Source organism: Breoghania sp. L-A4 (assembly GCF_003432385.1).
Lineage (GTDB): Bacteria > Pseudomonadota > Alphaproteobacteria > Rhizobiales > Stappiaceae > Breoghania.
On the sequence record NZ_CP031841.1, the window covers coordinates 1,031,984 to 1,057,669 of the forward strand.

Annotated in this window: 18 protein-coding genes, 3 pseudogenes and 1 riboswitch; of the genes and pseudogenes, 12 read left to right on the top strand and 9 right to left on the bottom strand. The window is 66.0% G+C overall.

The window, feature by feature from the left end:
• Positions 1–123 precede the first annotated feature (123 nt).
• On the top strand, positions 124–3,057 hold the full coding sequence (locus D1F64_RS04840; RefSeq protein ID WP_117411499.1) for an EAL domain-containing protein: 2,934 nt from the start codon (positions 124–126) through the stop codon (positions 3,055–3,057).
• Between the two features lie 20 nt (positions 3,058–3,077).
• Here the strand turns inward: D1F64_RS04840 and D1F64_RS04845 are convergent, their stop codons facing one another.
• The 4 genes from D1F64_RS04845 to ispH are packed head-to-tail and all read right to left on the bottom strand — an operon-like array spanning position 3,078 to position 6,482.
• Positions 3,078–4,028, bottom strand: coding sequence for a YegS/Rv2252/BmrU family lipid kinase (locus tag D1F64_RS04845; RefSeq protein ID WP_117411500.1), 951 nt, complete (start codon positions 4,026–4,028; stop codon positions 3,078–3,080).
• Positions 4,028–4,492, bottom strand: coding sequence for a ribonuclease HI (gene rnhA, locus D1F64_RS04850; protein WP_117411501.1), 465 nt, complete (start codon positions 4,490–4,492; stop codon positions 4,028–4,030). Before rnhA ends, D1F64_RS04845 begins: the two co-directional genes overlap by 1 nt.
• The gene (locus D1F64_RS04855) at positions 4,489–5,469 is read right to left on the bottom strand and encodes a homoserine kinase (protein WP_117411502.1); all 981 of its coding nucleotides are present in this window, start codon (positions 5,467–5,469) and stop codon (positions 4,489–4,491) included. The genes rnhA and D1F64_RS04855 overlap by 4 nt, the downstream gene beginning before the upstream one ends.
• A gap of 38 nt (positions 5,470–5,507) precedes the next feature.
• Complete coding sequence (ispH, locus tag D1F64_RS04860) at positions 5,508–6,482, bottom strand: 4-hydroxy-3-methylbut-2-enyl diphosphate reductase (RefSeq protein WP_117414434.1); 975 nt, start codon at positions 6,480–6,482, stop codon at positions 5,508–5,510.
• Positions 6,483–6,690: 208 nt separating this feature from the next.
• Between ispH and D1F64_RS04865 the strand changes: the two genes are divergently transcribed.
• The 6 genes and pseudogenes from D1F64_RS04865 to D1F64_RS04890 all read left to right on the top strand — a co-directional run bounded on the left by D1F64_RS04865 (position 6,691) and on the right by D1F64_RS04890 (position 13,782).
• Positions 6,691–7,305: a hypothetical protein gene (locus D1F64_RS04865; RefSeq protein ID WP_162901302.1), complete on the top strand. Its 615-nt coding sequence runs from the start codon at positions 6,691–6,693 to the stop codon at positions 7,303–7,305.
• Positions 7,306–7,447: 142 nt separating this feature from the next.
• A riboswitch (glycine riboswitch) is annotated at positions 7,448–7,539 on the top strand.
• A gap of 174 nt (positions 7,540–7,713) precedes the next feature.
• Positions 7,714–8,861: pseudogene (gene gcvT / locus D1F64_RS04870) on the top strand (glycine cleavage system aminomethyltransferase GcvT).
• Positions 8,862–8,901: 40 nt separating this feature from the next.
• A complete protein-coding gene (gene gcvH / locus D1F64_RS04875; RefSeq protein ID WP_117411504.1) occupies positions 8,902–9,273 on the top strand; it encodes a glycine cleavage system protein GcvH in 372 nt (123 codons plus the stop codon).
• A 346-nt stretch (positions 9,274–9,619) separates the two neighbouring features.
• Positions 9,620–10,969, top strand: coding sequence for an aminomethyl-transferring glycine dehydrogenase subunit GcvPA (gene gcvPA / locus D1F64_RS04880; RefSeq protein WP_117411505.1), 1,350 nt, complete (start codon positions 9,620–9,622; stop codon positions 10,967–10,969).
• On the top strand, positions 10,966–12,552 hold the full coding sequence (gene gcvPB / locus D1F64_RS04885) for an aminomethyl-transferring glycine dehydrogenase subunit GcvPB (protein WP_117411506.1): 1,587 nt from the start codon (positions 10,966–10,968) through the stop codon (positions 12,550–12,552). Before gcvPA ends, gcvPB begins: the two co-directional genes overlap by 4 nt.
• A 378-nt stretch (positions 12,553–12,930) precedes the next feature.
• Positions 12,931–13,782 carry a hypothetical protein gene (locus D1F64_RS04890; RefSeq protein WP_117411507.1) on the top strand — a complete coding sequence of 284 codons (852 nt, stop codon included), beginning with the start codon at positions 12,931–12,933 and terminating at the stop codon, positions 13,780–13,782.
• 268 nt (positions 13,783–14,050) lie between these two features.
• Here the strand turns inward: D1F64_RS04890 and D1F64_RS04895 are convergent.
• Together D1F64_RS04895 and D1F64_RS04900 are read right to left on the bottom strand one after the other, a co-directional pair.
• A pseudogene (locus D1F64_RS04895) lies at positions 14,051–14,661 on the bottom strand (ferric reductase-like transmembrane domain-containing protein).
• Positions 14,662–14,675: 14 nt separating this feature from the next.
• The gene (locus D1F64_RS04900) at positions 14,676–15,155 is read right to left on the bottom strand and encodes a twin-arginine translocation pathway signal (RefSeq protein WP_117411508.1); all 480 of its coding nucleotides are present in this window, start codon (positions 15,153–15,155) and stop codon (positions 14,676–14,678) included.
• Positions 15,156–15,918: 763 nt separating this feature from the next.
• Between D1F64_RS04900 and D1F64_RS23090 the strand changes: the two genes are divergently transcribed.
• The 4 genes from D1F64_RS23090 (at position 15,919) to D1F64_RS04910 (ending at position 19,256) form a co-directional block, all read left to right on the top strand.
• Positions 15,919–16,137, top strand: coding sequence for a hypothetical protein (locus tag D1F64_RS23090; RefSeq protein WP_162901303.1), 219 nt, complete (start codon positions 15,919–15,921; stop codon positions 16,135–16,137).
• A 167-nt stretch (positions 16,138–16,304) separates the two neighbouring features.
• Positions 16,305–17,645: a phosphatidylserine decarboxylase family protein gene (locus D1F64_RS04905; protein WP_117411509.1), complete on the top strand. Its 1,341-nt coding sequence runs from the start codon at positions 16,305–16,307 to the stop codon at positions 17,643–17,645.
• A 397-nt stretch (positions 17,646–18,042) separates the two neighbouring features.
• On the top strand, positions 18,043–18,186 hold the full coding sequence (locus D1F64_RS24265) for a hypothetical protein (RefSeq protein WP_248304625.1): 144 nt from the start codon (positions 18,043–18,045) through the stop codon (positions 18,184–18,186).
• Entirely contained in the window at positions 18,174–19,256 is a 1,083-nt protein-coding gene (locus tag D1F64_RS04910) for an amino acid permease (RefSeq protein WP_248304626.1), read from the top strand. The genes D1F64_RS24265 and D1F64_RS04910 overlap by 13 nt, the downstream gene beginning before the upstream one ends.
• Positions 19,257–19,341: 85 nt before the next feature.
• Here the strand turns inward: D1F64_RS04910 and D1F64_RS04915 are convergent, their stop codons facing one another.
• The gene (locus tag D1F64_RS04915; protein WP_117411510.1) at positions 19,342–20,490 is read right to left on the bottom strand and encodes a site-specific DNA-methyltransferase; all 1,149 of its coding nucleotides are present in this window, start codon (positions 20,488–20,490) and stop codon (positions 19,342–19,344) included.
• A gap of 254 nt (positions 20,491–20,744) precedes the next feature.
• The gene (locus D1F64_RS25315) at positions 20,745–21,497 is read right to left on the bottom strand and encodes a DNA-3-methyladenine glycosylase I (protein ID WP_346432297.1); all 753 of its coding nucleotides are present in this window, start codon (positions 21,495–21,497) and stop codon (positions 20,745–20,747) included.
• Between the two features lie 117 nt (positions 21,498–21,614).
• On the opposite strand from D1F64_RS25315, the pseudogene D1F64_RS04925 reads away from it, so the two are divergent.
• Positions 21,615–23,101, top strand: a pseudogene (locus D1F64_RS04925) (AMP nucleosidase).
• Between the two features lie 475 nt (positions 23,102–23,576).
• On the opposite strand, the gene D1F64_RS04930 reads toward D1F64_RS04925, so the two are convergent.
• Complete coding sequence (locus tag D1F64_RS04930; protein ID WP_117411512.1) at positions 23,577–25,661, bottom strand: ATP-binding protein; 2,085 nt, start codon at positions 25,659–25,661, stop codon at positions 23,577–23,579.
• Positions 25,662–25,686: the final 25 nt, after the last annotated feature.

Sequence of the window (25,686 nt, forward strand, 5' to 3'; positions counted from 1 at the left end):
AAATGAACGGGCATTACGGGCCTCGTACAAGCCGCGACCGCAACTCCGTGAGGCGGGGCGGTTGCTCCCGGGTCCGGCGAATATGGTCCATCTCGCGACAGGTGGCGAAACACCTCTTGTGAGATGACCGTCCAGCCGGTACTGCTTCCGCCACTGCTTGCGTCCCCACTGGAGTCACTGGTGCATCGTTTCGGGTATGTATTGGCCGCGCTGTTCACGGTCCTGATCCTGTCATCCACGGCGGCGCGGGCGATCGATTCCATCCCCGTGCCCCTGGACGCGGACGCAGTGGACCTGACGCAATCGGTCGACCGCTATCTCAACCACGGCGCACGCCTGCAGTTTTCCACCGCTCCCGGCATCGACGGCATCGTCCGCCGCATCGAGGTGGCCTCGCGTGACGGGGAGAATACCGACTGGGTGGTCTTCTCGCTCTCCAATCCCTCCGACGAACAGATCGACAGGCTGCTGGTGGCGCCGTTCTACCGGCTGGCCGGGTCGCGCATCCTGTGGCCGGATCTCGGCACCTCGCGGATCGCCTCGCTGACCCCCAGCCAGGGCATCGCGCCGGAACGCGAGCGCTCCAATGAAGCGGATCTGTTTCTGATCACGCTCGATCCGGGCGCGGTCGTCACCTATGTGGCGGAGCTGCGCACCTCCAACCTGCCGCAGCTCTATCTGTGGCAGCCGGATGTCTACAAGGAGAGCGTCAACGCCTACACGCTCTACAAGGGCATCGTGCTGGGCATTTCAGGCCTGCTGGCGCTGTTTCTCACCATCATCGTGGTGATCAAGGGGACCATGCTGTTTCCCGCCACGGCGGTGCTCGCATGGACGGTGCTGGGCTATCTGTGCATCGACTTCGGGTTCTGGAGCCGGGTGTTCGGGCTCAACGCCGGGGCCGGCCAGCTCTATCGCGCGGGCGCGGAGGTGATTCTGGCCGCCAGCCTGATCGTGTTCCTCTACGCCTATCTCAACCTCAACCGCTGGCACATCCATTTCAGCCACGCCGCGCTGGCGGCGCTGGTGCTGCTGCTGGGTCTGTTCGGCGTCGCCGTGGCCGACCCCTCGATCGCCGCGGGCATCGCCCGGATTTCCCTGGGCGTGATTGGTGTCGTCGGTTTCGGCGTCATCCTGTATCTGGCCTCCAAGCGCTATGACCGCGCCATCATGCTGATCCCGAGCTGGTTCCTGCTGCTTGCGTGGCTGGTGGCGGCGGGGCTGACGGTGACGGGGCGGCTCAACAACGATCTGGTGCAGCCGGCCATCGACGGCGGCATCGTGCTGATCGTGCTGCTGCTGGGCTTCACGGTGCTGCAGCACGCGTTTGCGGGCGGCGCGCTGGCGCATGGGGTGATCGACGACGTCGACCGCCGGGCGCTGGCCATGACCGGCTGCGGCGACATGGTCTGGGACTGGGACGTCGATCGCGACCGGATTTTTACCGGCGGCGAGGTCGAGGAACTGCTCAGCCTGAAATACGGCACGCTGGAAGGGCCGGCGCGCGACTGGCTCGACGTCATCCACCCGCAGGACCGTGACCGCTTTCGCGCGACGCTCGACGCGGTGGTCGACCAGCGCCGCGGCCGCATCACCCAGACGTTCCGGCTGCGCGCCGCCGACGGCTATTTCCGCTGGTTCCTGTTGCGCGCGCGGCCCATCCTGGGCTCCGACGGCGAGGTGGTGCGCTGCGTCGGCACGCTGCACGACGTCACCGAGCAGCGGACCGCCGAAGAGCGGATGCTGCATGATTCCATCAAGGACAATCTCACCGGCCTGCCCAACCGGCAGATCTTTCACGACCGCTTCAACGCCGCGCTGACGCGCAACCGCGCCGACGGCTCCGGCCGCCCCACCGCGGTGCTGTTCGATCTCGACGACTTCAAGACCATCAATGACACCCATGGCATCGCCGTGGGAGACAGCGTCCTGCTGACGGTGGCGCGGCGCATAGGCCGCCAGCTCAAGCCGCAGGACTCGCTGTGCCGTCTGGCCGGCGACCAGTTCGGCGTCGTGCTGCTGTCCGAGCAGCAGGCCGACCGCATCGCCGCCTTCGGCGACAACCTGCGCCGCGGGCTGCGCGCGCCGATCCTCTTCGGCGACAGCGAGATCATGGTCACCGGGTCCATCGGCGTGGCCATCGGCGAGGAGCAGTACCGCGACGCGGGCGACGTGGTGCATGACGCCGAAATCGCCATGTATCAGGCCAAGAAGCTGGGCGGCGACCGGATCGAGGCGTTCCGCGCCACGCTGAAGCACACCCCCAATGACCGCGACATCATGGAGCACGACCTGCGCGCCGCGATCGACCGGCAGGAGCTGTTCATCGTCTACCAGCCGATCGTGCGGCTGATGGACGGGACGATTTCGGGTTTCGAGGCGTTGGTGCGCTGGGATCATCCCGAGCGCGGCCGCATCGGTCCGGCGGAGTTCATCCCGGCGGCCGAGGACAACGGCCTGATCCATGACCTGGGCGTCTATGTGCTGGAACGCGCCGCCCATCAGCTCTCGGACTGGCAGCAGCGGCTGCCGGGGCACCAGAGGCTGTTCGCCTCCGTCAACGTCTCCTCGCGCCAGCTGCTGCGCCAGGAGCTGGTCAACGACGTGAAGTCCGTGCTGTCGCGCTCCGCCGTCGCGCCGGGCACCTTGAAGCTCGAGGTGACCGAGTCGCTGATCATGGAAAACCCGGAGTATTCCGCGCGCGTGCTGGCCCGCATCCGCGATCTGGGCGCGGGCCTGTCGCTGGACGATTTCGGCACCGGCTACTCCAGCCTGAGCTACCTGCAGCGCTTCCCCTTCGACACCATCAAGGTGGACCAGTCGTTCGTGCGCGGCGACGGCAAGAGCGCGCGTCCCGTGATCCTGCGCTCCATCGTCGGCCTGGCGCATGATCTGGGCATGCAGGTGGTGGCGGAAGGGGCCGAGACCGATTCAGACGCGCTGGAGCTGTTCCAGATGGGCTGCGAATACGCCCAGGGCTTTCTCTACGGCCAGCCCATGTCCGCTCCGGACGCCGAAAAGCTCCTGGAAAAGCAGACCGGTCCCGACGAGATCTGAGCCGCCGACCGCGTCCGAATTCAGGGAACGATGATCGTCAGCGCGCGGGCGGCGGGGGCGACCTCGATCGGCGTGGTGCCGAAGGGATCGCCGTCGATCTGCGCCGCGACCGGTTCGTCGGCGCGCAGCACGGCGTGGGTCACCGGCCGCATGACCACGTCGCGGGCGCGCGACAGCCGCCCGCGCAGCAAGGCGATGCCGACGCGGACCAGGGCCGGAAAACTGTCGTTCATCAGCGCGATCAGGTGCAGCCCCTCGCGGGTTGCGCCCGCCTGCGGACACAGCACGAAGGGCCCGCCGTAATGCGAGCTGTTGGCCACCACCGCGAGCCGGCAGCGCAGCGTCTCGCCGTCGATCTCGACGGCGATGTCGCGCCTCGGCCGTCCGACCACCACCTTGAACGCGCTCAGCACATAGGCGGCCTTGCCGAGCCGGCGTTTGAGCTTCAGCGGCACCGCGTGCACGACTTCCGCGTCGAAGCCGCAGGAGGCCATCAGCACGAAGGGCCGGCCGTTTGCCGTGCCATAGTGCAGCGGCCGCGTGCGGCGGCGCAGGATCATCCGCGCGATGGCGTCGGCGCGGCGCGGCAGGCTCAGCTCGCAGGCCAGCACGTTGGCGGTGCCAAACGGCACCACGGCCAGCGCGGGCGGAGCGACGATGGCCTCGAACCCGGTCAGCGCCTCGTTGACCGAGCCGTCGCCGCCGGCCACAACCACAATGTCGACGGCGAGATTGGGGTTGGAACAGATTTCGCCGATCTCGCCGGCGCGGCTTGTGAGATGCAGCTCCACGGCGCGGCCGTCGCCGCGCAGCGCGGCCGCGATGCGGTCGAGGACGGCCGCGCGAAAGCCGCCGGCCGTCGGATTGGCGATGATCAGGATTTTTCGCGCGTCACCGGAAACCTCGTTCCCATCCCGCGGGCCGGGCGCAGGGGCGGCCGTGGCCGCGCAGTTGGAGAGCTCAAGAGCCATCAGGCGCCGCCGCCCGTGCGCCGCCGCGCCTTGAAGGGCTCCATGCCGTCGCGCGCGAGCTGGTCGGCGAGTTCGTTCTCGGGATGGCCGGCGTGGCCCTTCACCCAGTGCCAGCGCACCTCGTGCCGGGCCTTCGCCTCCTCCAGCGCCTGCCACAGCTCGACGTTCTTCACCGGCTTCCTGGCGGCGGTCTTCCAGCCGTTGCGCTTCCAGCCGTGCAGCCACTTGGTGATGCCGTCGCGCACGTAGACGCTGTCGGTGTAGAGATCGACCGAGCAGGGGCGCTTGAGCGCGTTGAGCGACTCGATCGCCGCGGTCAGCTCCATGCGGTTGTTGGTGGTCTCGGCCTCGCCGCCGTGCAGCTCGCGCTGGTTGTCGCCGAACCGCAGCACCGCGCCCCAGCCGCCGGGCCCCGGATTGCCCGAGCAGGCGCCATCGGTGTAGATCGTCACGGTGTCGGTCATGCAGGGGCGCCCATGGGGTTCAGGCCGTAGTCGCGGGTGCTGGCCACGGATTGGTGAAACCGCAGTTTCTTGATGTATTCGAGCGGGTCCTTGGGCGTCACCAGGGCGCCCTCGGGCACGCTCAGCCAGTCGTAGAGCCGGGTCAGCATGAAGCGCAGCGCGGCGCCGCGCGCCAGCAGCGGCAGCGCCTCGAATTCGGCTTCCGAGAAGGGGCGCACGCGGGCGTAGCCGCCCAGAAGCGCGCGCGCCTTGGTCACGTTGAACGACATGTCGGCCTCGAAGCACCAGGCGTTGAGGCTGATGGCGACGTCATAGGCCAGGGCATCGGTGCAGGCGAAGTAGAAGTCGATGATCCCTGATAGCGTGCCTTTGATGAAGAAGACGTTGTCGGGGAAAAGATCCGCGTGGATGACGCCGCTCGGCAGGTCCCGCGGCCAGGCGGCCTCCAGCACATCGAGCTCCGCCTCGATCTCGCGTCCGAGCCCGGGACGCACCTCGTCGGCGCGGTCGCGCGACTGGCCGTAGAGCGGCCGCCAGGCGTCTACCGACAGGGCGTTGGCGCGCCGCATGCCGAAACTCTGTCCCGCCAGGTGCATCCGCGCCATCGCCTGGCCGAGCTCGGCGCAATGCTCCGGTCCGGGCCGCTTCAAAGAGAGCCCGTCGAGGAAGGTGACCATGGCGGCGGGACGTCCCGCGAGCGTGCCCAGAGCCTCGCCTTGCGCCGTCTTCAGCGGCGTCGGGCAGGAGATGCCGTTCTCGGCGAGATGGTCCATGAGGCCGACGAAGAACGGCAGGTCGGCGGGATCGACGCGTTTCTCGTAGAGCGTCAGGATGAAATAGCCGCGCTCGGTGTGGAGCAGGAAATTCGAGTTCTCGACACCTTCCGCGATGCCCTTGCACGACAGCACCGCGCCGATGCCGTATCGGGCGACGAAGGCGGCGAGCTCGTCGTCGGGGACTTCCGTGTAGACAGCCATGTTATCGGGTACCCGGCTTTTCGGTCATTCGGCTGCGGCTACTCCGCCGCATCTGGGCGCAGCTGGCGCGGCAGATTGAAGGACACGGTCTCGTCTGCGGTGCGGACGCTTTCCACGCTGACGTCAAAGCGGGTCGCGAAGGCGTCGATGATTTCCTCCACCAGCACTTCCGGCGCCGAGGCGCCCGCGGTGATCGCCAGCGTGGAGATGCCGTCGAAATCCGCCCAGTCGATGTCATGCGCGCGTTGCAAAAGCACCGCCGTGGCGCAGCCGGAGCGCTCCGCCACCTCGCGCAGCCGCTGCGAATTCGACGAGTTCGGCGCGCCCACCACGATCATCGCGTCGGCGCTCGGCGCCACGGCTTTTACCGCTTCCTGGCGGTTGGTGGTGGCGTAGCAGATGTCTTCCTTGTGCGGGCTGGCGATTGAGGGAAACCGCGCGCGCAGCACCTCGATGATGTCGCGGGTGTCGTCCACCGACAGCGTCGTCTGGGTGATCCAGGCGAGGTTCGCCGGATCCTTCGGCTCGTAAGCGCGTGCGTCCTCCACGGTCTCGATCAGCGTCACCGTGCCCGGCGGCAACTGGCCCATGGTGCCGATCACCTCCGGATGTCCGGCATGGCCGATCAGCACGATGTCGCGCTCGCGCTTGTGGTGGATCTGGGCTTCCTTGTGCACCTTGGAGACCAGCGGGCAGGTGGCGTCGAGAAAGAACATGTTGCGCGCCCGGGCGTCCTCAGGCACGGATTTCGGCACCCCGTGCGCGGAGAAGATCACCGGCCGGTCCGGCTGGTCGATCTCGTGCAGTTCCTCGACGAAAACCGCGCCCTTGGCGCGCAGGCTTTCGACCACGAACTTGTTGTGGACGATCTCGTGGCGCACGTAGACCGGCGGGCCGTATTTCTCCAGCGCCAGCTCGACGATCTGGATGGCCCTGTCGACGCCGGCGCAAAAGCCGCGCGGGGCGCACAGAAGCACCGTGAGCGGCGGTTTGGTCGCGCTGGTCGTGGACATGGACGGCTCCGGCATCAGGATTTTCTGGCAATAGAGGAACGCCGCCGCCTCCTGTCAAGGGGCGTGCGGTCGCGGACGGCGTGGGCGCCGGGGTTCGCGGCGGACCCTGAAGGCTCTATGAGGCGGACGTGTGGCGCCTGCAACGGTCGCCAAGCGGCGGCTGGGCTGATATAGACGAGGCGAGAACCAGCAGGAGAGTGTTTGGTCGATGCGTAGAAATATCTCGATGCCGGGGATGCGTGGACGCGCCGCGGCGCGCGCCGGCGCGCTGGCGGGGCTGTTGCTGTTGGGCGCCTGCGGTTCCTCCGACGGACCGCCGGGCGCGGGCAATCCCTTCCTGACGGGCGATTTTTCCGGCGGCAAGATCGCCGAGGAGAACAAGCCGGTCGATCCGACGCTGTTCGAGAGGCAGAAATTCTGCCCGCAGGTCGAGGTGCGCGGCGATTCCCACCTGCTGACGGTCTATGCGCGCGGCCAGGAGGACGATCCGAGCGGGCTGCGGTATCAGGCGACGATCCGCGAGTGGGCGCGCGAGTGCTTCCACTCCGGCGACATGGTGACCATCAAGGTGGGTGTCATCGGCCGCGTGGTGAGCGGTCCGGCCGGCGTCGATGGCGCGGTGGACCTGCCGTTGCGCATCGCGGTGACCGGCGACGAGGACGCCGTGCTGGCTTCGGAGCTGGTGCCGGTGGCGGTCGCGATGACCGCGGCAAGCGGCACGCAGGCCTGGAACACCGTGGTCGACTCGATCACGGTTCCGGCCGCCGGCGCCTCGCGCATCTACATCGGCTTTGACGAGGAGGCCGGCCGCAAGCGCCGGTAACCGGATCTGCGCTGCATTGCGTTTTTCATTGAATGCAGTGCAGCACGATTGACAGTACGCGTGCGCCAGCCGCACAATGAATTGGTCGATCAATCGTCGCGAATCGACATTTTCGCGGGCTCGTTCATGGAGCCCGCGGGAAAATGGCCAGGCGGGAGAGACCGGGAGAATCCCCCGGCGCCGAAGGAGCAACCGCCCCGGAAACTCTCAGGCACCCAGGACCGCACGGCCAAGCGACACTCTGGAAAGCGGTTGCGTTCCCCCAGCCGGGAACCGGCACACCGAAGGAGTAACTGCGGGCGATGGTGCGGCCATCGCCTCAGGAATCTCTCAGGTTCTCGGACAGAGGGGGCGTGACTGGACAGGGTTGTCCAGATCACCGCCCGGACTCTGATCGAGGAACGCCACATGGCCGAATCCGCCGCAAGCGGCCCGCTTCTGACCACGCCCCTGCATGAGCTGCATCTCGAACTCGGCGCCCGTATGGTGGGCTTCGCCGGCTACGACATGCCCGTGCAGTACCCCGCCGGCATCCTCAAGGAGCACGCCGCGACCCGCGAGGGCGCGGGGCTGTTCGACGTCTCCCACATGGGTCAGGCGTGGTTGGTTGGTCCGGATCACGAGACCACGGCGCGGGCGCTCGAGACCCTGGTTCCCTCCGACATCATCGGCATCAGTCCCGGCCGGATCCGCTACACCGTGCTGCTCAACGCGAAAGGCGGCATCATCGACGACCTGATGGTGACGCGGCCTGCAGGCGAGGAGAATGACGGCCGGCTGTTCCTGGTGGTCAACGCCGCGCGCAAGGCGGTGGATTACGACGTCATCCGCAAGAGCCTGCCCGACGGCATCGCGCTGGAGGTCGTCGAGGACCGCGCGCTGATCGCCATCCAGGGCCGAAGGCGGCGGACGCGCTGGCCAAACATGTGCCCGGCGCCGCCGGCATGGACTTCATGAGCGCCGCGACCCTCGAATTCGACGGCATCGACTGCCAGGTGAGCCGTTCGGGCTATACCGGCGAGGACGGTTTCGAGATTTCGGTAAAGGCCGGCGCGGCCGAGGCGATGGCCCGCGCGCTGCTCAGCCACGACGCGGTTTCGCCGGTGGGCCTGGGCGCGCGCGACAGCCTGCGGCTGGAAGCCGGCCTGTGCCTTTACGGCCACGATCTCGACGAGACCACCTCGCCGGTGGAAGGCGACATCCCCTTCGTGCTGCACAAGCGCCGCCGCGAGGCCGGCGATTTCCCCGGCTCCGCCCGCATCCTGCGCGAATTGTCCGGCGGACCGTCGCGCAAGCGCGTCGGCCTGCGGCTGCAGGGCAAGGCCCCGGCGCGCGAGGGCGCGGAAATACAATCGCTCGGCGGCGACCGCATCGGGGTGCTCACCTCCGGCGGCTTCGCGCCCAGCGTCGGCGGACCGGTCGCCATGGGGTATGTCGACCCGCTGCACGCCGTGGAAGGCACCCATGTGCTGCTGCTTGTGCGCGGCCGCGAACTGCCCGCCACCGTGAGCGCGATGCCCTTCGTGCCGCACCGCTACCACCGAAAACCAGCATGACTTCGGCCGGACGACCGGCGTTCTTCCAGGGAACCATCAGATGACAACCTACTATTCCAAGGACCACGAATGGATCGCCGTTGACGGCGCCACCGCCACCATCGGCATCACCGACTACGCGCAGAGCCAGCTCGGCGACGTCGTCTTCGTCGAGCTGCCCGATGCCGGCAAGGCGCTTGCCCAGGGCGACGAGGCAGCGGTGGTGGAATCGGTGAAGGCGGCGTCGGAAGTCTTCGCGCCGATCACCGGCGAGGTGACGGAAGCCAACGGCGCGCTGGCCGACGCGCCGGCCAAGGTCAACGAGGACCCGGAAGGGGCTGCCTGGTTCATTAAGATGACAATCGCCAATACCTCGGAACTCGAGGGCCTGATGGACGAGGCCGCCTACAAGGCGTTCGTGGAGACGCTGTAGGGCGGGGACTTGAAAATGGATGTCATCCCGGCCGCGGAGAAGCGCTGAGCCGGGATGACGGATACCGTCGAAGGAGACATCAGAACGTGCGAGCACCCTGCGCGATCTGACTGTTCTCCGCCGTCATCCCCGGTTTGATCGGGGCCCACTATGCCGAGCGACCGGCGCGAGAGGCTGTTCGCGCGGGAATGATTGCGCGTATCGCCAGTCCTTTTGCGTGCCGGGATCAGAGTGGGTCCCCGCTCTCCGCTTGCGCTCCGGCGGGGATGACGATCGAGGGGCGGCAAAGTTGATGCCAATCGAATGTGCCGTGATCGGCGACACCTAGAACTCGGGAACAAAGCCCATGCGCTATCTTCCGCTGACCGACCAGGAGCGCGGCGACATGCTCGACCGCATCGGCGTCGGCTCCATCGACGATCTTTTCGCCGACATCCCCAAGGCCGCCCGGATCGACGGTCTGCTCGATCTGCCGCGGCGCAAGAGCGAACTGGCGGTGGAGCGGCATCTCTCCGCCATGGCCGCGAAGAACGTCGCCGCCGGCTCGGTGCCGTTTTTCATCGGCGCGGGCGCCTACAAGCATCACGTGCCGGCCTCTGTCGATCACCTGATCCAGCGCTCGGAGTTCCTGACCTCCTACACGCCCTATCAGCCGGAGATCACGCAAGGCACCCTGCAGGCGCTGTTCGAGTTCCAGACCCAAGTCGCCAATCTGACGGCCATGGATGTGGCCAACGCCTCGATGTACGACGGCTCCACGGGCACCTCGGAAGCGGTGCTGATGGCGCACCGGATCACCAAGCGCTCCAAGGCGGTGCTCTCGGGCGGGCTGCACCCGCATTACCGCGCGGTGGTGCGCACCACCGCCGATCTGGCGGGCGACACGGTCGTCTCCCTGCCGGCGGACCCGATGGGCACGGAAGACATTCTCAGCCAGATCGACGAGGAGACCTCCTGCGTCGTCGTGCAGTCGCCGTCATTCTACGGCCAGCTCATCGATCTCAAGCCGATCGCCGAGAAGGCGCAGGCCTGCGGCGCGCTGCTCATAGCCGTGTTCACCGAAGTGGTGTCGCTGGGGCTGATCGAGCCGCCGGGCAGCCAGGGCGCGGACATCGTGGTGGGCGAGGGCCAGTCGCTGGGCAACCCGCTGACGTTTGGCGGACCCTACGTGGGGCTCTTCGCCACCAAGCAGAAATACGTCCGCCAGATGCCGGGACGGCTGTGCGGCGAGACGGTGGATGCCGACGGCAAGCGCGGCTTCGTCCTGACGCTTTCGACCCGCGAGCAGCACATCCGCCGCGACAAGGCGACCTCGAACATCTGCACCAACGCCGGGCTGTGCCAGCTCGCGTTTTCCATCCACATGACACTGCTGGGCCAGACCGGGCTCGAGCAACTGGCGCTCGCCAACCACGCGGCGGCGGTGAAGCTGGCGGAGATGCTCGATGCCATCGACGGCGTGGAGCTGCTCAACGAGAGCTTCTTCAATGAATTCACCATCCGGGTGTCCGGCAAATCGGCCAACGCCGTGATCAACGCGCTCGCGGAGAAGGGCGTGATGGGCGGCGTGCCCGTCTCCCGCGTCGAGCCGGTGGCCAAGGGCGTCGAGGATCTGATCGTGGTGGCGGCGACGGAAATCAACACGGACGAGGACCGCGCGGCTTATGCGCACGCGCTCAAGGAGGTGCTGGCATGACCATGAACACCCAAGGCCGCCCCTCCACTCCGGGCGATGCGGGCCCGATCACCGCGCATGAGACGTTCACCGGCAACAAGGCGCTGATGCTGGAGGAGGCGCTGATCTTCGAGACCGGCCGCGAGGACGTGACCGGCGTCGACATCGACGTGCCGCTGGATTTCAAGCCGCGGCTGGGTGCGCACCGGCGCTCCACGCCCATTGGCCTGCCGGGGCTGACAGAGCCCGAAGCCATGCGCCACTACGTGCGGCTCAGCCAGAAGAACTTCGCCATCGACATGGGGCTCTACCCATTGGGCTCCTGCACCATGAAGCACAACCCGCGGCTGAACGAGAAGATGGCCCGGCTGCCGGGATTCGCTGACGCCCATCCGCTGCAGCCGCTTTCAACCGTCAAGGGCGCGGTCGACCTGATCGCGGAACTCGGCCACTGGCTGCTGGTGGAGACCGGCATGGCGTCCGTCGCCATGAGCCCCAAGGCCGGCGCGCACGGCGAGCTGTGCGGCATGATGGCCATCAAGTCGGCGCTGAAGGCGCGCGGCGAGGAACGCTCGATCGTCCTGGTGCCGCAATCCGCCCATGGCACCAACCCGGCGACGGCGGCGCTGCTGGGCTACAAGGTTGTCGAGATCCCGGCGCGCGACGACGGCACCGTGGATCCGCGCGCCGTGCGCTATCTGCTCTCCGACGATGTCGCCGCGATCATGCTGACCAATCCCAACACCTGCGGGCTGTTCGAGCGCGACGTCCGGGAAATCGCCGACGCGGTGCATGAGGCCGGCGCCTACTTCTATTGCGACGGGGCGAATTTCAACGCCATCGTCGGCAAGGCGAAGCCCGGGGATCTCGGCGTCGACGCCATGCACATCAACCTGCACAAGACGTTCTCCACGCCGCACGGCGGCGGCGGACCGGGCGCGGGTCCGGTGGTGCTGTCCGAGGCGCTGGCGCCGTTTGCGCCGGTGCCTTACGTGAAATTCACGCAAGACGGCTCGGAGTTCATCGAGACGCGCAAGCACGCCAAGGCGGCGGGCGACACGCCGTTCGGCCGCATGACGGCGTTTCACGGCCAGATGGGCATGTTCATCCGCGCGCTCTCCTACATGCTCAGCCACGGCGCGGACGGTTTGAGACAGGCCTCCGAGGACGCGGTGCTCAACGCCAACTACATCCGCGTCGGGCTGCAGGACCTGATGAGCCTGCCGTTCGGCGAGCGCGCCTACATGCATGAGGTGCTGTTTGACGACAGTTTCCTCAAAGGCACCGGCGTCACCACGCTGGATTTCGCCAAGGCCATGATCGACGAGGGCTATCACCCCATGACCATGTATTTCCCGCTGGTGGTACATGGCGCGATGCTGATCGAGCCGACGGAATCCGAAAGTCTCGCCTCGATGGATCTGTTCATCGCCACCATGCGCGATCTGGTGATGGCGGCGAAGAATGGCGATGCGGCGCGCTTCACCGGCGCGCCCTACCACGCCCCGCGACGCCGCCTGAACGAGACGGCGGCGGCGCGAAAGCCGGTGCTGAAATGGGTGAAGCCGGAGCCCGCGGAGGTGAGCCCGCAGGCGGCGGAGTAGGACACTTCAGCACACTGAAATGACGAGAGCCCCGGTCGATCTGGCCGGGGTGAGGCTGCTGATAAAGCCGGGAAATCCGGCCTTCGTCATGGTCGGGCTTGTCCCGACCATCCACAAGCCATTGAAAACATGGATCCTCGGCACAAGGCCGAGGATGACGATCGAGGGGTATGAGCTTTGTCATCCAGCTCGGGTTTTTGCTGCGCTGTGCCCGCTATTCAGCAATGTTTGGCTGCTTTGCGCCAAGAGGGGACGTTCAATAGAAAATTTGAGAGCGTCGTGGAGTCGCCGGACAACTAGCCTGTTCAAGATTTCCACGGGCGATCTTATGCATAGGACTATGATTGTCAGATCGTTGCGAGGGACTACAATCATGCCATGAAAGCTAAACACTACTCTGCCCTCGACAAAGAAGTCGTAATCCTAGCGGCCGTGCGGGACCTAATCGACTCGATGGTCCACTATGCTCATTTTGAGAAAGGGCATAAAATCGAGGACGCGATCCTCAATTTCACGTCGCGCGAAGCTTGCAAACTCTTTCTGATCATCCTCGCTGACTTCCTTTCATTGCCGAATGATGGGACGCTCGGACTATCCAAGCCGAACGGCGAGGGCAGCCTCGGAAAGACCTATCTCGGCCTTCTAGATGCCGTCGCTAAAGACCCTCAACTTGGACAAGATTCATCAGCATTGGCGACGCCACTCAACGCGTTCGCCGTATGGCTGGACGGATGTACTAATGTCGAGGAGGTGTGGCTACCCGCCATAGATCGCAATGGCCCGATCCGGGTTAAGAGAATGACCTACCTCAAGATTTGCGGTAACATTTCGAAGCATGGCATTACGCGCTTAGATAGGGTCGTGAAAGACATTCGCACGGTACTCAGCGATAATGGCACCGACATCGACGAAGGGCAGGCCTATCTTGTCGTGCCGGAGTTCCAAGAATGGTTCCAAGACCATATCTTTCCCTGCTATCCCGCGACCTTCATCGCCTGCTTCCTTAACAACATCCGCTGGGGCATCTACGAGTATTTGACGCCCGAATTCCGGCGTGCCTATCGGCCGACCGTTGTTTGCTCGGGCGCGCAAATGTACGAATATGATGTACCGTCTGACATTACTAACCCGCTGATCGAGTCCATGTATTGGGACCTGATGAACAACGTGCGCGGGGAGCCTTTTTTCCCACGCTTCACCGTAGACCCCTATTGGGTTGGGCAATATTAAGAGGGCGCACTGTGCGCCTCGCAGGCAGGAAACAGGCTCTGTTGCACAAAGTCGCCGGGACCCTTTCGCCTCTTAATTGGACGGTCTCGATCATTTGGTCAGTGATTAGTCTGCTGGAGCTGATAACCGTCCTTCCATTCGGCCTTCAAAGGGCCAATGACCGCTTCGGGTCAGACGCGGCCGTTGGGCGCCGATAGGGGGCGCTTTTGTCTTCGGATAGCTGGCTTTATTGGGCCTTGTGGCCGGGGTTATGTTGCCAGTATACGCTTCACCGTGACGGTTCCCGGCGCGCTCTGATCGTCCAGACTTTCAGGTCGGCGACCACCTTCACGGTCGCTGCGACGACAGCCAAGCAGAGCGCCGCCTTCGACACGGTCTCCATCGTCCCCTCTATCAGGATGGCGTGGACCACGCTTCCCGAGACGGCCGTCGCCGCAAGGGTCGTGTGAGCAAGGCGCCAGGTGCGCGGTTGCAGGCGCTTGCGCAACGCGGCGAGGCTTGCTGCCGCGAAGACAGCCCACATGGCGATCGCGCCCCAGACGGAGAACGGCGTTGGCGATCTGAAGAGGAGAACGTCGACCACGTCGGGCGGACTGGTGATCCAAAGACCCGCGACGTGGATGATCACCGCCGCGACCAGACAGCTCCCGATCCAGCGATGCACCCGCCGCCCGCGCGGGCAGCGAGGCCAGGCAGGGTCCCGCCCACCAGCAAAGGCTGGACGAGCAGGAACGCCATTGCGGTCACCCCTGCGAACCCGCCCGCGATATAGACAGGATCGCGCCACTGAAGCAGCGGGCTTGCGGCAGCGAAGGCAATGGGCACCGCAAGGACGGCCGCAAGGGCGGTCCAGGTCAGGATTGTTGCGGCCCGGCTCATGGTTTTCGGCGCGCTCACGCCGGCTGAAGGACGAAATGCGCCTCAAGGCTGGTCTCGCGCGAACTGCTCATCACGGGACGCAGGAAGACGGTTTCAAAATCGCCGCTGTCATAGGCGAGATGGCCATGCGGCTGGCCGAAGGCCGGGACGATCTGCGGCATCTCGAGGCGGAACCTTCCGTCCGCGTCGGTGAGCGTCGCCCCATGGCTGTGCGGGTCGCGCTCGTGCCCTTCGGTTGTATGCGCCCAGATCTGGATACGTTGACCAGCAAGCGGGGCGCCATCGCCCGCGCGACGCACGGTGCCCGACATCCAGAATCCTCCTTCGCCGATCCGATTCACGATCGGCGCGCCGGGCAGGTAGTTGTTGGAACCGCCCCGCATCGACTGCGTTGGGGCAAGACCTTTCGCGCGGGCGGGCACAAGGAGCCCGGAACCCGCGGTCACCACAGCGGCGGCGAGCAGCGTGCGGCGGGTGAGCAGGTCGGCGGTCATCGAGATATCTCCTATGGCACATAGGGTGATGGCTGTTCTCTCCGGAGGAGACCGTCATCCGAATATAGCGCGCTTGCGAAGAATTTTGAGCCGTGCCAAGCGGCGCGGGCGATAAACCGTCCTCACCGTTACGTGATGGGATCGCTCAGCCGACATTGAAATGGGAGAAGCCGCAACCGGCGGAGGTGAGCCCGCAGGCGGCGGAGTAGGGTCTTATTCCGTCGTTTGGGGCTGACGGCACCTGGCGATGTCACCCCGGACGCATTGCGGCGCATCGTGCCGCTTTGCAGATCCGGGGCGCATGACCGGATCGCCGGTCCCGGGTCTGCGGCGCATCGTTTCACGCTGCACCGCGCCCGGGATGACGGCCGGGAGGGTGCAGTCCGTGCAACCCAATGCCATCGGACACGTGTACCCGCGCCCGGACGTTGAGCGCGGTGCTGGCGGCAGGCGTGAGTGGATCACCCGGACTGCGCCGGGTGATGACGTCTGCGTGCGTGGCGGGCGGCGCACCGGTCCTGAGGCCTGTTGTTGCTGGATCCCGGCTCCGGAGGCCGGGATGACACGGGGGATGAAGCCGGCGATGGCATGGAGGTTGCCGGTCCCGGGTCTGCGGAGCAGCACTGCGTGCCGCACCGCGCCCGGGATGACGATGGTGGGTCTGCGGACGGGGGGTAACCGGGCGCGGCGTTTTCGGAGCGTCGCTCCATCCTTACATGTCATCCCGGCTGGAGCGCAGCGGAAAGCCGGGACCCAGTAAACGATGCCGCTGGCGGATGCGCCGGGCAGGCGCATCAGTGCGGCAGAAAGCCTGTGGCAGGGGCGAGAACCCTGCGGTTACTGGGTCTCGCCATGCTCGCCCGGGATGACAATCGGGGAGGTCTGGCATGCCGCAAAAGTGGCGGTGAATGCGTTCTGCGTCGTCTTGCCGGACTTCTTCCATGCCGACATGCATCGCCTTGGGACCCGCATCCCGAAATGACGTGACGGGCATCCTGCATCTGCCGCCCTCACTTCTGCAGTATTTTGACGCAACGTCAGCCTGTGGCACACTCGGATCATTGACCAAAAGTGTTTTCATCCCGTCCGCCTCGTGGACGCGGCACGCGCATTGAGCGTGGTCCCGGCGGGCAACCGGAGCACCCCATCATGGCACGATCCAACAAGCGGCGCGTGGGCGGATGGCTTCCGTCCGATCCCGAACTCATCCGCAAATTCGTCGAAAAGCTGCGCTCAAGGCCAAAGGCCGACCCGGCGGACTACATCCCGCCGATCAAGGACCTGCAGAATCTGGTCGCCAGCACGCCCACGCTGGCGGCGCTGACGCAGGTGATGTTCGTCGAGGGCTACGACTATGATCCGGAAAACCCGCTGGGCCAGCCCTCGGTGACAAGCTGGCCGGAGTTTTTGGGGCTGCTCAACGCCATCATGACCACGGCGCCGGAGTTTTATGTCGATGCTAAGGGAGAGGCGCTGGGGCTGGTGGGCTTTCCGATCAACGCGCTGCTCGACTGGCCGATGGGCACCGGCGCGGGCTACACGGTGTTCTCCTCGGAGCTGTTCAACCGCGCCTTCCAGCCCGTGCTGCGGCACTGGAGCGCGTTCCTCACCTCCGAGGCGTCGCGGTATGTGCTGGCGGAAAGCGACCCCAAATCCGATCCGCCTGTCGTCGCCTGGCTCAGCGACGACGCCAAGGCGCAGATGATCGCGGTCGCCTGCCAGCCGTCGGGCGGAAGTGCGGATTGCCTGAGCAAGTCGTTCACCGAGATTTTTCAGGTGCCGGATCCCAACGATCCGGTCTATCTGGGGTTTGCGTCGTGGGACGATTTCTTCACCCGCGAGTTCCAGCCCGGCGTGCGGCCGGTAGGCGACGCGCCGGTCGTCAGCGCGTGCGAATCCGCGCCGCTGCAAGTCGTGACCAATGTGGGCCTGTCGGACCGCTTCTGGCTGAAGGGGCAGCCCTATTCGCTGAACAACATGCTCGGATTCCACCCGAAGGCGGCGCATTTTCAGGGCGGCTCGGTCTATCAGGCCTTCCTCAGCGCGCTGAGCTACCACCGCTGGAATGCGCCCGTCGACGGCACCGTCGAGGACGCCTTCGTGATCAACGGCAGCTATTATCTGGAAAGCATGAGCGAGGGCGTGCATAGCCCCGATCCCGATCCGTCGGCGCCCAACGCCTCGCAGCCCTTCATCACCTCGGTGGCCACCCGGGCCGTCATCTTCATCCGCGCGACGGACCCGGGCATCGGCCTGATGGCCTTCGTCGCCGTCGGCATGGCCGAGGTGTCGAGCTGCCAGATCCAGGTGAAGCCGGGCGACGTGCTGAGCAAGGGCGATCCGCTCGGCATGTTCCATTTCGGCGGCTCCACCCATTGCCTGGTGTTCGGCCCCGATGTTTCGTTGAAGTTCCGGGTGCCGGTGAGCGGCGAGCCCAACCTGGATGCCACCAACGTGGCGGTGAAATCCAACCTGGCGACGCTGGCGTGAGGGATTGCAGGGCGCGTCTCCGACCACCGTGTCCCGGCGTGGGCCTTCATCTCTCAACGTCATTCCGGACCGTGTGCGGCGAAGGCCGCATCACGTGATCCGGAACCCAGGAGGGAGTCGCCCGCAGGGCACCTGTTCTATTCATCAGGCGGTTGCGCCGCATCTGGCTGCTCATCAGGGTAAGGAAGCGCCTGCTGCGGCTTTTCTCCGGGTTTCCGGATCCGTCGACGCGCTCTTTATCGTGCCGCACGGGGCTTTCGCCGGGATGACGTCGGAAACTAAACGTGGCGTTGATCACGGCGGAAGATCCAGAAGCCGGTGACGCCCTTTGATCTGCCTCCTTGACGCCGCGCCCCGGGCGGGCCTGCTGGCGGCGTGTCTCTCGGGGGCTTTCTTCATGCCGGATTACGAACTCAAACGCGCGTTGTCGCTGCCGCTGGTGGTGCTCTACGGGATTGGCGTCACGATCGGCGCCGGAATTTACGTGCTGCTGGGGCGACCGCCGGACGCGCGGGCGTGCATGCGCCGGTGGCCTTTCTGATCTCGGCCGTCGTGGTGGGCTTTTCGGCCGCGTCGTTCGCCGAGTTCTCCACCCGGCTGCCGGTGAGCGCGGGTGAGGCGGCCTACGTGCGCGCAGGCTTTCGCAGCGACAGGCTCGCGCTGATCGTCGGCCTGATGGTGATCGCCATGGGCACGGTGTCCTCGGCGGCCATCGCGGTGGGCAGCACCGGCTATGTGCGCGAGTTCCTGGCCTGGCCCGACCCGCTGCTGGCGACGCTCCTGATCCTCGGCATGGGCGCGATCGCCGCCTGGGGAATATTGGAATCGGTGACCTTCGCCTCGATCTTCACGCTGATCGAGGTGGGCGCGCTGCTCGCGCTGGTGGCGATCGGTTTCGGCGCGCATCCGCAACTGGTCGACGATCTGCCGCGCATCGTTCCCGATTTCACCGACACGGTGGCCTTGAGCGCCATCGCCGGCGCATCGCTGCTGGCGTTTTTCGCCTTCATCGGTTTCGAGGACATCGTCAATCTGGCGGAAGAAGTGAAGAACCCGGGCCGCACGCTGCCCTGGGCGATCTTCCTGACACTGGTGATCACCACCACGATCTACATGGCGGTGGCCAGCGTCGCGGTGCTGTCGGTGCCGATCGAGGAGCTGGCGGCGTCGCGCGCGCCGCTGAGCCTTGTCTTCGGCACGATCACCGGCGCCTCGCCCGCCGCGATCACCGCGGTGGCGATCGTCGCGACGCTGAACGGGGTGATCATCCAGATCATCATGGCCGCCCGGGTGCTGTACGGGCTGGCGCGGCAAAAGCGGCTGCCGGCCGCCCTGGGCGCGGTCAACGCGCGCACCCGCACGCCGCTCAACGCGACGCTGGTGATCATTGGCATTGTGCTGGTGCTGGCGCTGGCGCTGCCGCTGGGAGATCTGGCGGAATGGACCTCGCGCATCGCGCTCGCCACCTTCGCGCTGGTCAATGCGTCGTTGTGGCTCATGAAGTGGCGCGGCGAGGCGGCCCCGCAAGGCGCCTTCACCGTGCCCGCCTTCGTGCCGGCGGCCGGATTCATCAGTTGCCTTGCGCTGCTGGCGAGTGATTTTCTGGGGTAGCGGGCCGGGAGCCGCAAGGCCGCCCAAACGCGAAGCGCCCCGGCCGTTTCCAACCGGAGGCGCTGTCGCGGGGTCTTTGAAAGCTCTAGCGCGCCATGCCGTCGCGGACGATCTGGCGCAGGGCGTCGATGGGCTCGCGGCCGTTGGCGCCCTGATAGTGCCAGAAGGTCCAGCCGTTGCAGGCGTCCAGACCCTGCACCAGCGCGCCGACCTTGTGGATCGAGCCGGTGTGGTTGCCGGTCTGCTCGCAGGAAACCAGCGAGCCGTCGGCGCGCACGGTCGCCTTGCGGCGGCCCTTGGAGCAGCTCAGCTCCGCGCCCACGTCGAGAAGACCGTTTTCCAGAAGTGTTCCGAACGGCACGCGGGGTTCGGAGCGTTTGCTTTTGGCGGTTTCCAGCGCGAAACCCTCGCCCATGGTGATGGCACTGATGCGTGCCCGGGCGGCCTCGCGGTAGTCCTGTTCGCGCTCCACGCCGACATAGTTGCGGCCGAGCTTCTTGGCCACCGCACCCGTCGTGCCGGTTCCGAAGAAGGGATCGAGCACCACGTCGCCGGGGTTGGACGAGGACAGCAGCACCCGGTAGAGCAGGCTTTCCGGCTTCTGGGTGGGGTGCACCTTGTCGCCGTCGCCGTTCTTCAGCCGTTCGCCGCCGTTGCAGATCGGCAGGTTCCAGTCCGAGCGCATCTGAAGGTCGTCGTTGAACGCCTTCATGGCCTCGTAGTTGAAGGTGTAGCTCTTGGCCTTGCCGTCCTTGTTCGGCGACGCCCAGATCATCGTCTCATGGGCGTTGGTGAACCGCTTGCCGCGAAAGTTCGGCATCGGGTTCGACTTCAGCCAGATCACGTCGTTGAGCAACCAGAACCCGAGGTTCTGCATCATCGCGCCGACGCGGAAAATGTTGTGATAGGAGCCGATCACCCAGATCGAGCCGGTCGGCTTCAGCACCCGGCGCACGGCGAGAAGCCAGGCTCGCGTGAAGGCGTCATAGGCCTCGAAACTGTCGAACTGGTCCCAGTGGTCGTCGCACGCGTCGACCTTCGACTGGTCGGGGCGATGCAGATCGCCACCCAACTGAAGATTGTAGGGCGGGTCCGCGAACACCACGTCGACGGAGTTCGTTGGTAACCTTTCCAGCTCGGCAACGCAGTCGCCGGCGAGAATGGCATTGAGCCACGAAGGCTCTTGGGAAGGGCGGGACGCCGTTGCCGGCGCCCCTATACGCTGTGTACTCATTGCGACGCAAAACCTTACGCAATTACGAGCGTTATAGTTACCGATGTAGGTAAACCGGGAGTTAAGATCGAAACGATAAATGTGTTTTTGAATCAATGCTTTGTTTACCAGTCTTAACACAATCAGCGAATGCGTTAAGACTTGTCCGGTCAGGCGTGGACGTCCGCCGATGACGCCGCCCGGGTCCGGCGGGGACCGGCGCGCGGCACGGAATTCGGCGCGAAACGTGGACGCGTCTCGCGGTTCGCGCGCGGCTATTCGTCGACGGAGAAGGCGAGCGTGCGGCTGATCTCGCTCATCGAGCGGCCGGACTGTTTCATCCATTCATTAAACGCGGTCTGCACGGCCTGCATAGCGCGTTTGGAAAAAACCGCCGCGCCGATGACCTCCTCGCGATTCAGCGCCGCGATCACCGATTTGGAGAGAATGAAGGTGTCGCGGCCCATGAACCTGAGCGCCATCTGCGCCGTGTTGCCGCCCAGCCGCGCGCCGCGCGTCTTCAGCATCTCCAGAAGGCCGATGGTGTCGGAGACCGGCCAGCTTGCGAAGACCGCAGCCGCGCTGCCGTGTTCGGCGGCGAGCTGGCGCAGCAGGAACGCGTTGCCGCGCACCGCCATCACCTTCTGCGCGTTGCGCACGATTCGCGTGTCGTTGAGCAGCGCGTCGACGTCATCGTCCGACAGCATGGCGCAGCGGGCCGTATCAAAGCCGCCAAAGGCCTCTTCCATGCCGGGCCACTTCTGCTCGATGACCTTCCAGTTGAACCCCGCCTGGAACACGCATTTGGAGAACATCGACAGCCATCGATCGTCGGGAATGGCGGCAAGCTCGGCTTCGCTCTTGGGCTTTTGCTCCGCGAGCATGCCCTCCAGCGCCTCCGCGCCGCCATGCCGCTCCGCCGCCAGCTCGAAAATCTCGTCGAATGTCCGCATGCCCCTCTCTCCAAAGCCGGGTTTCACAAAATCGGTTTCATGGTGAAGACCGCAATCTTCACAACGTGGGTGCATGAGGCGCGACGCAAGGCTTGACGGATGGGGGGCGCGGGCGGACGCTGAACGCCGTGCGGCCCTGTCCGCCCAATCCGGAGAACCGATTTGACCGAGCGCCTCACCCTGCCCGCGCAACTGGCCTCGCAGTTCGTAAAGTCGCCCGAGCCGATCGCGGCGGAAGCCTTTCGCGACGCGAATGCGGCGGTGGCGCGGATTGCCGAGATTTTCGACCGCAACACCGCCTTCCTGCGCGACAGCTTTCAGGCGCTGGCCACGGGCGACATGCCCAGCTCCCGCGTGCGCGCCTTCTACCCGGAGGTGCGGATGTCGACGCTGACCCACGCGCGGCTTGATTCGCGCCTGTCCTACGGGTTCGTCTCCGGCCCCGGGCAGCATTCCATCACCATCACCCGGCCGGATCTCTTCAAGGACTATCTGTGCGAGCAGATCGAGCAGCTGATTCGCAACCACGACGTGCCGGTGACGGTGGGGAATCCGATCAGCCGATCCCGCTGCATTTCGCCTTCTTCGACGGCGCGCATGTGGACGGGGCGATCATCGATGGGTTCGACCGGCCGCTGCAGGACATTTTCGACGTGCCCGAGCTTTCCGTCATGGACGACGCGATCGCCAACGGCACCTTCGAAGTGCCGCCGGGCGCCGACCAGCCGCTGGCGCCGTTCACCGCGCCGCGCGTCGACTATTCCCTGCACCGGCTGCAGCATTACACCGCCACCGCGCCCGAGCATTTTCAGAATTTCGTGCTTTTCACCAACTACCAGTTCTACATCGACGAATTCTGCCGCCTGGCGCATACGCTGCTGGCGCCGGGCTCCGGCTCGGCGGGCTACGAGGCCTTCATCGAGCCCGGCAACGTCATGACGAAGGCGGGGGACACGGACCCCAGCCACGGGGTGGCGCCCGCGCGCCTGCCGCAGATGCCGGCCTATCACCTGGTGGGGCCCAAGGGCTCGGGCATCACCATGGTCAACATCGGCGTGGGGCCGTCGAACGCCAAGACGATCACCGATCATATCGCCGTGCTGCGCCCGCACGCCTGGCTGATGCTGGGCCACTGCGCGGGGTTGAGAAACACCCAGCAGCTTGGCGACTACGTGCTGGCGCACGGCTATGTGCGCGAGGATCATGTGCTCGACGACGACCTGCCGCCCTGGGTTCCGATTCCGCCGCTGGCAGAGGTCCAGGTGGCGCTGGAGCAGGCGGTGGCGGAGGTCACGGGTTTCGAGGGCTACGAGCTCAAGCGCGTCATGCGCACCGGCACCGTCGCCTCGATCGACAACCGCAACTGGGAGCTCAGGGACCACCGCGAGCCGGTGCGCCGCTTCTCCCAGTCGCGCGCCATCGCACTCGACATGGAATCGGCCACCATCGCCGCCAACGGCTTCCGCTTCCGCGTGCCCTACGGAACGCTGCTCTGCGTTTCCGACAAGCCGCTGCACGGCGAGCTGAAGCTGCCCGGCATGGCCACCGAATTCTACAAGCGCCAGGTCGCCCAGCATCTGGAAATCGGCATCCGCGCCATGGAAAAACTCCGCGCCATGCCGCGCGAGCGGCTGCATTCACGCAAGCTCAGGAGCTTCGCCGAGACGGCGTTTCAGTGAGGGGGGAGAGGAAAGAGGTGTCGCCGGTCGCGGGCACAGTCCTCTCCCCACCCACCGATTGTCATCCCCGGCTCGACCGGGGATCCACTCTGCCGCGCCATTTGCGCTGGTCTTGAACAGGATGCGCGGAGCGGGCCGCGTGTGCGGGGTTCAGGCGCGGTTCCATGATCGGTTGCCACCGAGAGCGCCGCACACCACGGCACGGCATAGTGGGCCCCGATCAAGTCGGGGGTGACATCGAGGGGGCCCGCAGAGCCCTCCACGCGTCATTGCCCGGCACCGTCCGGGCAATCCACTCTGAATTCCCGCTTGCTGAGGCTTTTGTGATTGCGCTGAGGATTACAGTCCAGTTTCCATCCGTCTGCCTTTTGGCTGCCGCACGCAGAGTGGATGCCCCGGGCTTCGCCGTGGCATGACGGCGGCGGGTGTGGCGTTCCGCCCCGGAAGCCGGCGCGCCACGCAACACTCTTTCCCCTCACTCCGTCGCGTCGAGGCAGGCGCGGATCTTTTCGAGCAGGTCCTGGCGGCGGTAGGGCTTGTGGACGATCACCTTGCCGGAGGCTGATTGGCCGTTGTGGTCCAGCGCGCTCTCGGCATAGCCGGTGGTGAACAGGATCCGGATGCCCGGCTGGATCCGCTCGGCCGCCTCGGCGATTTCCGCGCCGCTCATGCCGCCGGGCAGCACCACGTCGGTGAACAGCAGGTCGAACGGGCGGTCGGCTCGCAGGTGCCGGATCGCCTCCGCGCCGTCGCCGGCCTCGACGACCTCATACCCCTGGTTGCGCAGCAGGGTTGTCGGGATGTCGCGCACGTCCGGATCGTCCTCGACCACCAGGATGCGCTCGGAGCCCGGCTCCGGTTCCGGGATGTTGTCCGCAACGCGCTCGCGGGCGCTGGCGGCCCGCGAGCGCGGCAGATACAGCCGGACAGTGGTCCCGTAGCCGCTGTCGCTGTCGACCGTGATGTGGCCGTTGGACTGTTTCGCGAAGCCGTAGACCATGCTCAGGCCGAGGCCGCTGCCCGCGCCGACATCCTTGGTGGTGAAAAACGGTTCGAACGCCCGGTTCAAAACCTCCGGCGTCATGCCCGAACCGGTGTCGCTGACGCTGACCACCACGTAGTCGCCCGGCGTCACCTCGTCGTTGCGCGCGGCATAGGCCTCGTCGAGGCGGGCATTGGCGGTCTCGATGGTCAGGATGCCGCCGCCCGGCATCGCGTCGCGCGCGTTCAGCACAAGATTGACCAGCGCGTCCTCGAACTGGTGCTTGTCGATCAGCGCGTCGTAAACACCAGCGTCCAGCCGGCTTTGCAGCTCGATCGTCTCGCCGAGCGTGCGCCTGAGCATCTCCTCGAGCCCGACCACCAGCGCGTTGATCGCGGTGGGGCGCGGCGACAGGGTCTGCTGGCGGGAGAACGCCAGAAGGCGGTTGGTGAGCGAGGCGCCGCGTCCCACCGCCCGGACGATCGACTCCAGGTTGCGCCTTGCGTCGTCATCGAGCCCGGGCGTGTCGCGCAACAGCTCCGCGTTGCCGATCATGACGCTCAGCAGGTTGTTGAAGTCGTGCGCGATGCCGCCGGTCAACTGGCCGATCGCCTCCATGCGCTGGGAACGCAGCAACTGGTTTTCGAGATGCTTGCGCTCCTTGATCTCCTCGTTCAGCTCCGCCGTCCGCTCTTCGACCTTTTCCTCCAGATGCGTCTGGGCGAGGCGCAGCGCCTGTTCCGCCCGATTGCGTTCGCCGACTTCGTTGCGGAGGCGGAACACCATCCGGCTCATGATCGTGGTGAGCACCGTCAGCAGCAGGCCGATGGCGACAGACCACTCGGGAAGCCTCGAATCGTTCGCCGCGAAAAAGGCGGCGGTCGGCTGCGCCTCGACCGTCAGGGTGTGCTCCAGCATCCGTATCTCCGCGGCCGCTTTCCACTCCGCGAACCGCTCGTTCGACACGCCGGACTGTTCATGGACGCGGGTGCCGTCGATGCTGATGGCGATGGTGATGTCGTCGCGTCCCTCGCGCGGCTTGAAGATGAAGTCCAGCCAGGGCTGCATCTTGAAGGCGGCCCCGAGGAAGCCGTCGAAGCGGCCATCCGTGTAGATCGGGAAGTAGATCACGAAACTCTTGCCGCCCTGAACGAGGTCGACCGGACCGGCCATGGCCGGGACCCGGTTGTCTCGCGCCGCTTCGAGGGCGTGGCGCCGCTTTTCCTCAAGGCCGAGGTTGAGGCCCAGGACCTGCTCGTTGCCCTTTGTCGGGACAATCCAGCGCACGTGCAAGCTGTCGTCCGTCCAGCCGATCGCCTGGAAGCCCGGCATATCGGCGATGTAATCGCCCGCGTCCGCCGTGAATTCGGCCTTGGGCGTGCCGCCGCGGACCTGCCAGCGATTGACGATCCGTTGCAGCGCCGGCAGGCGGCTGTCGACGTCCGCGGCGATCAGCGCGGCGTGTTGCCGGGCTTCCGATTGCACCAGTTCGCGCAAGGCGCGTTCGCTCTGCTTGTCGAAGGACATCCACAGCACGCCGACCAGGATGAAGAACACAAGGCCAACGCCGGCCGGCACCCATGTTTCGGCACGTTGACCGGGC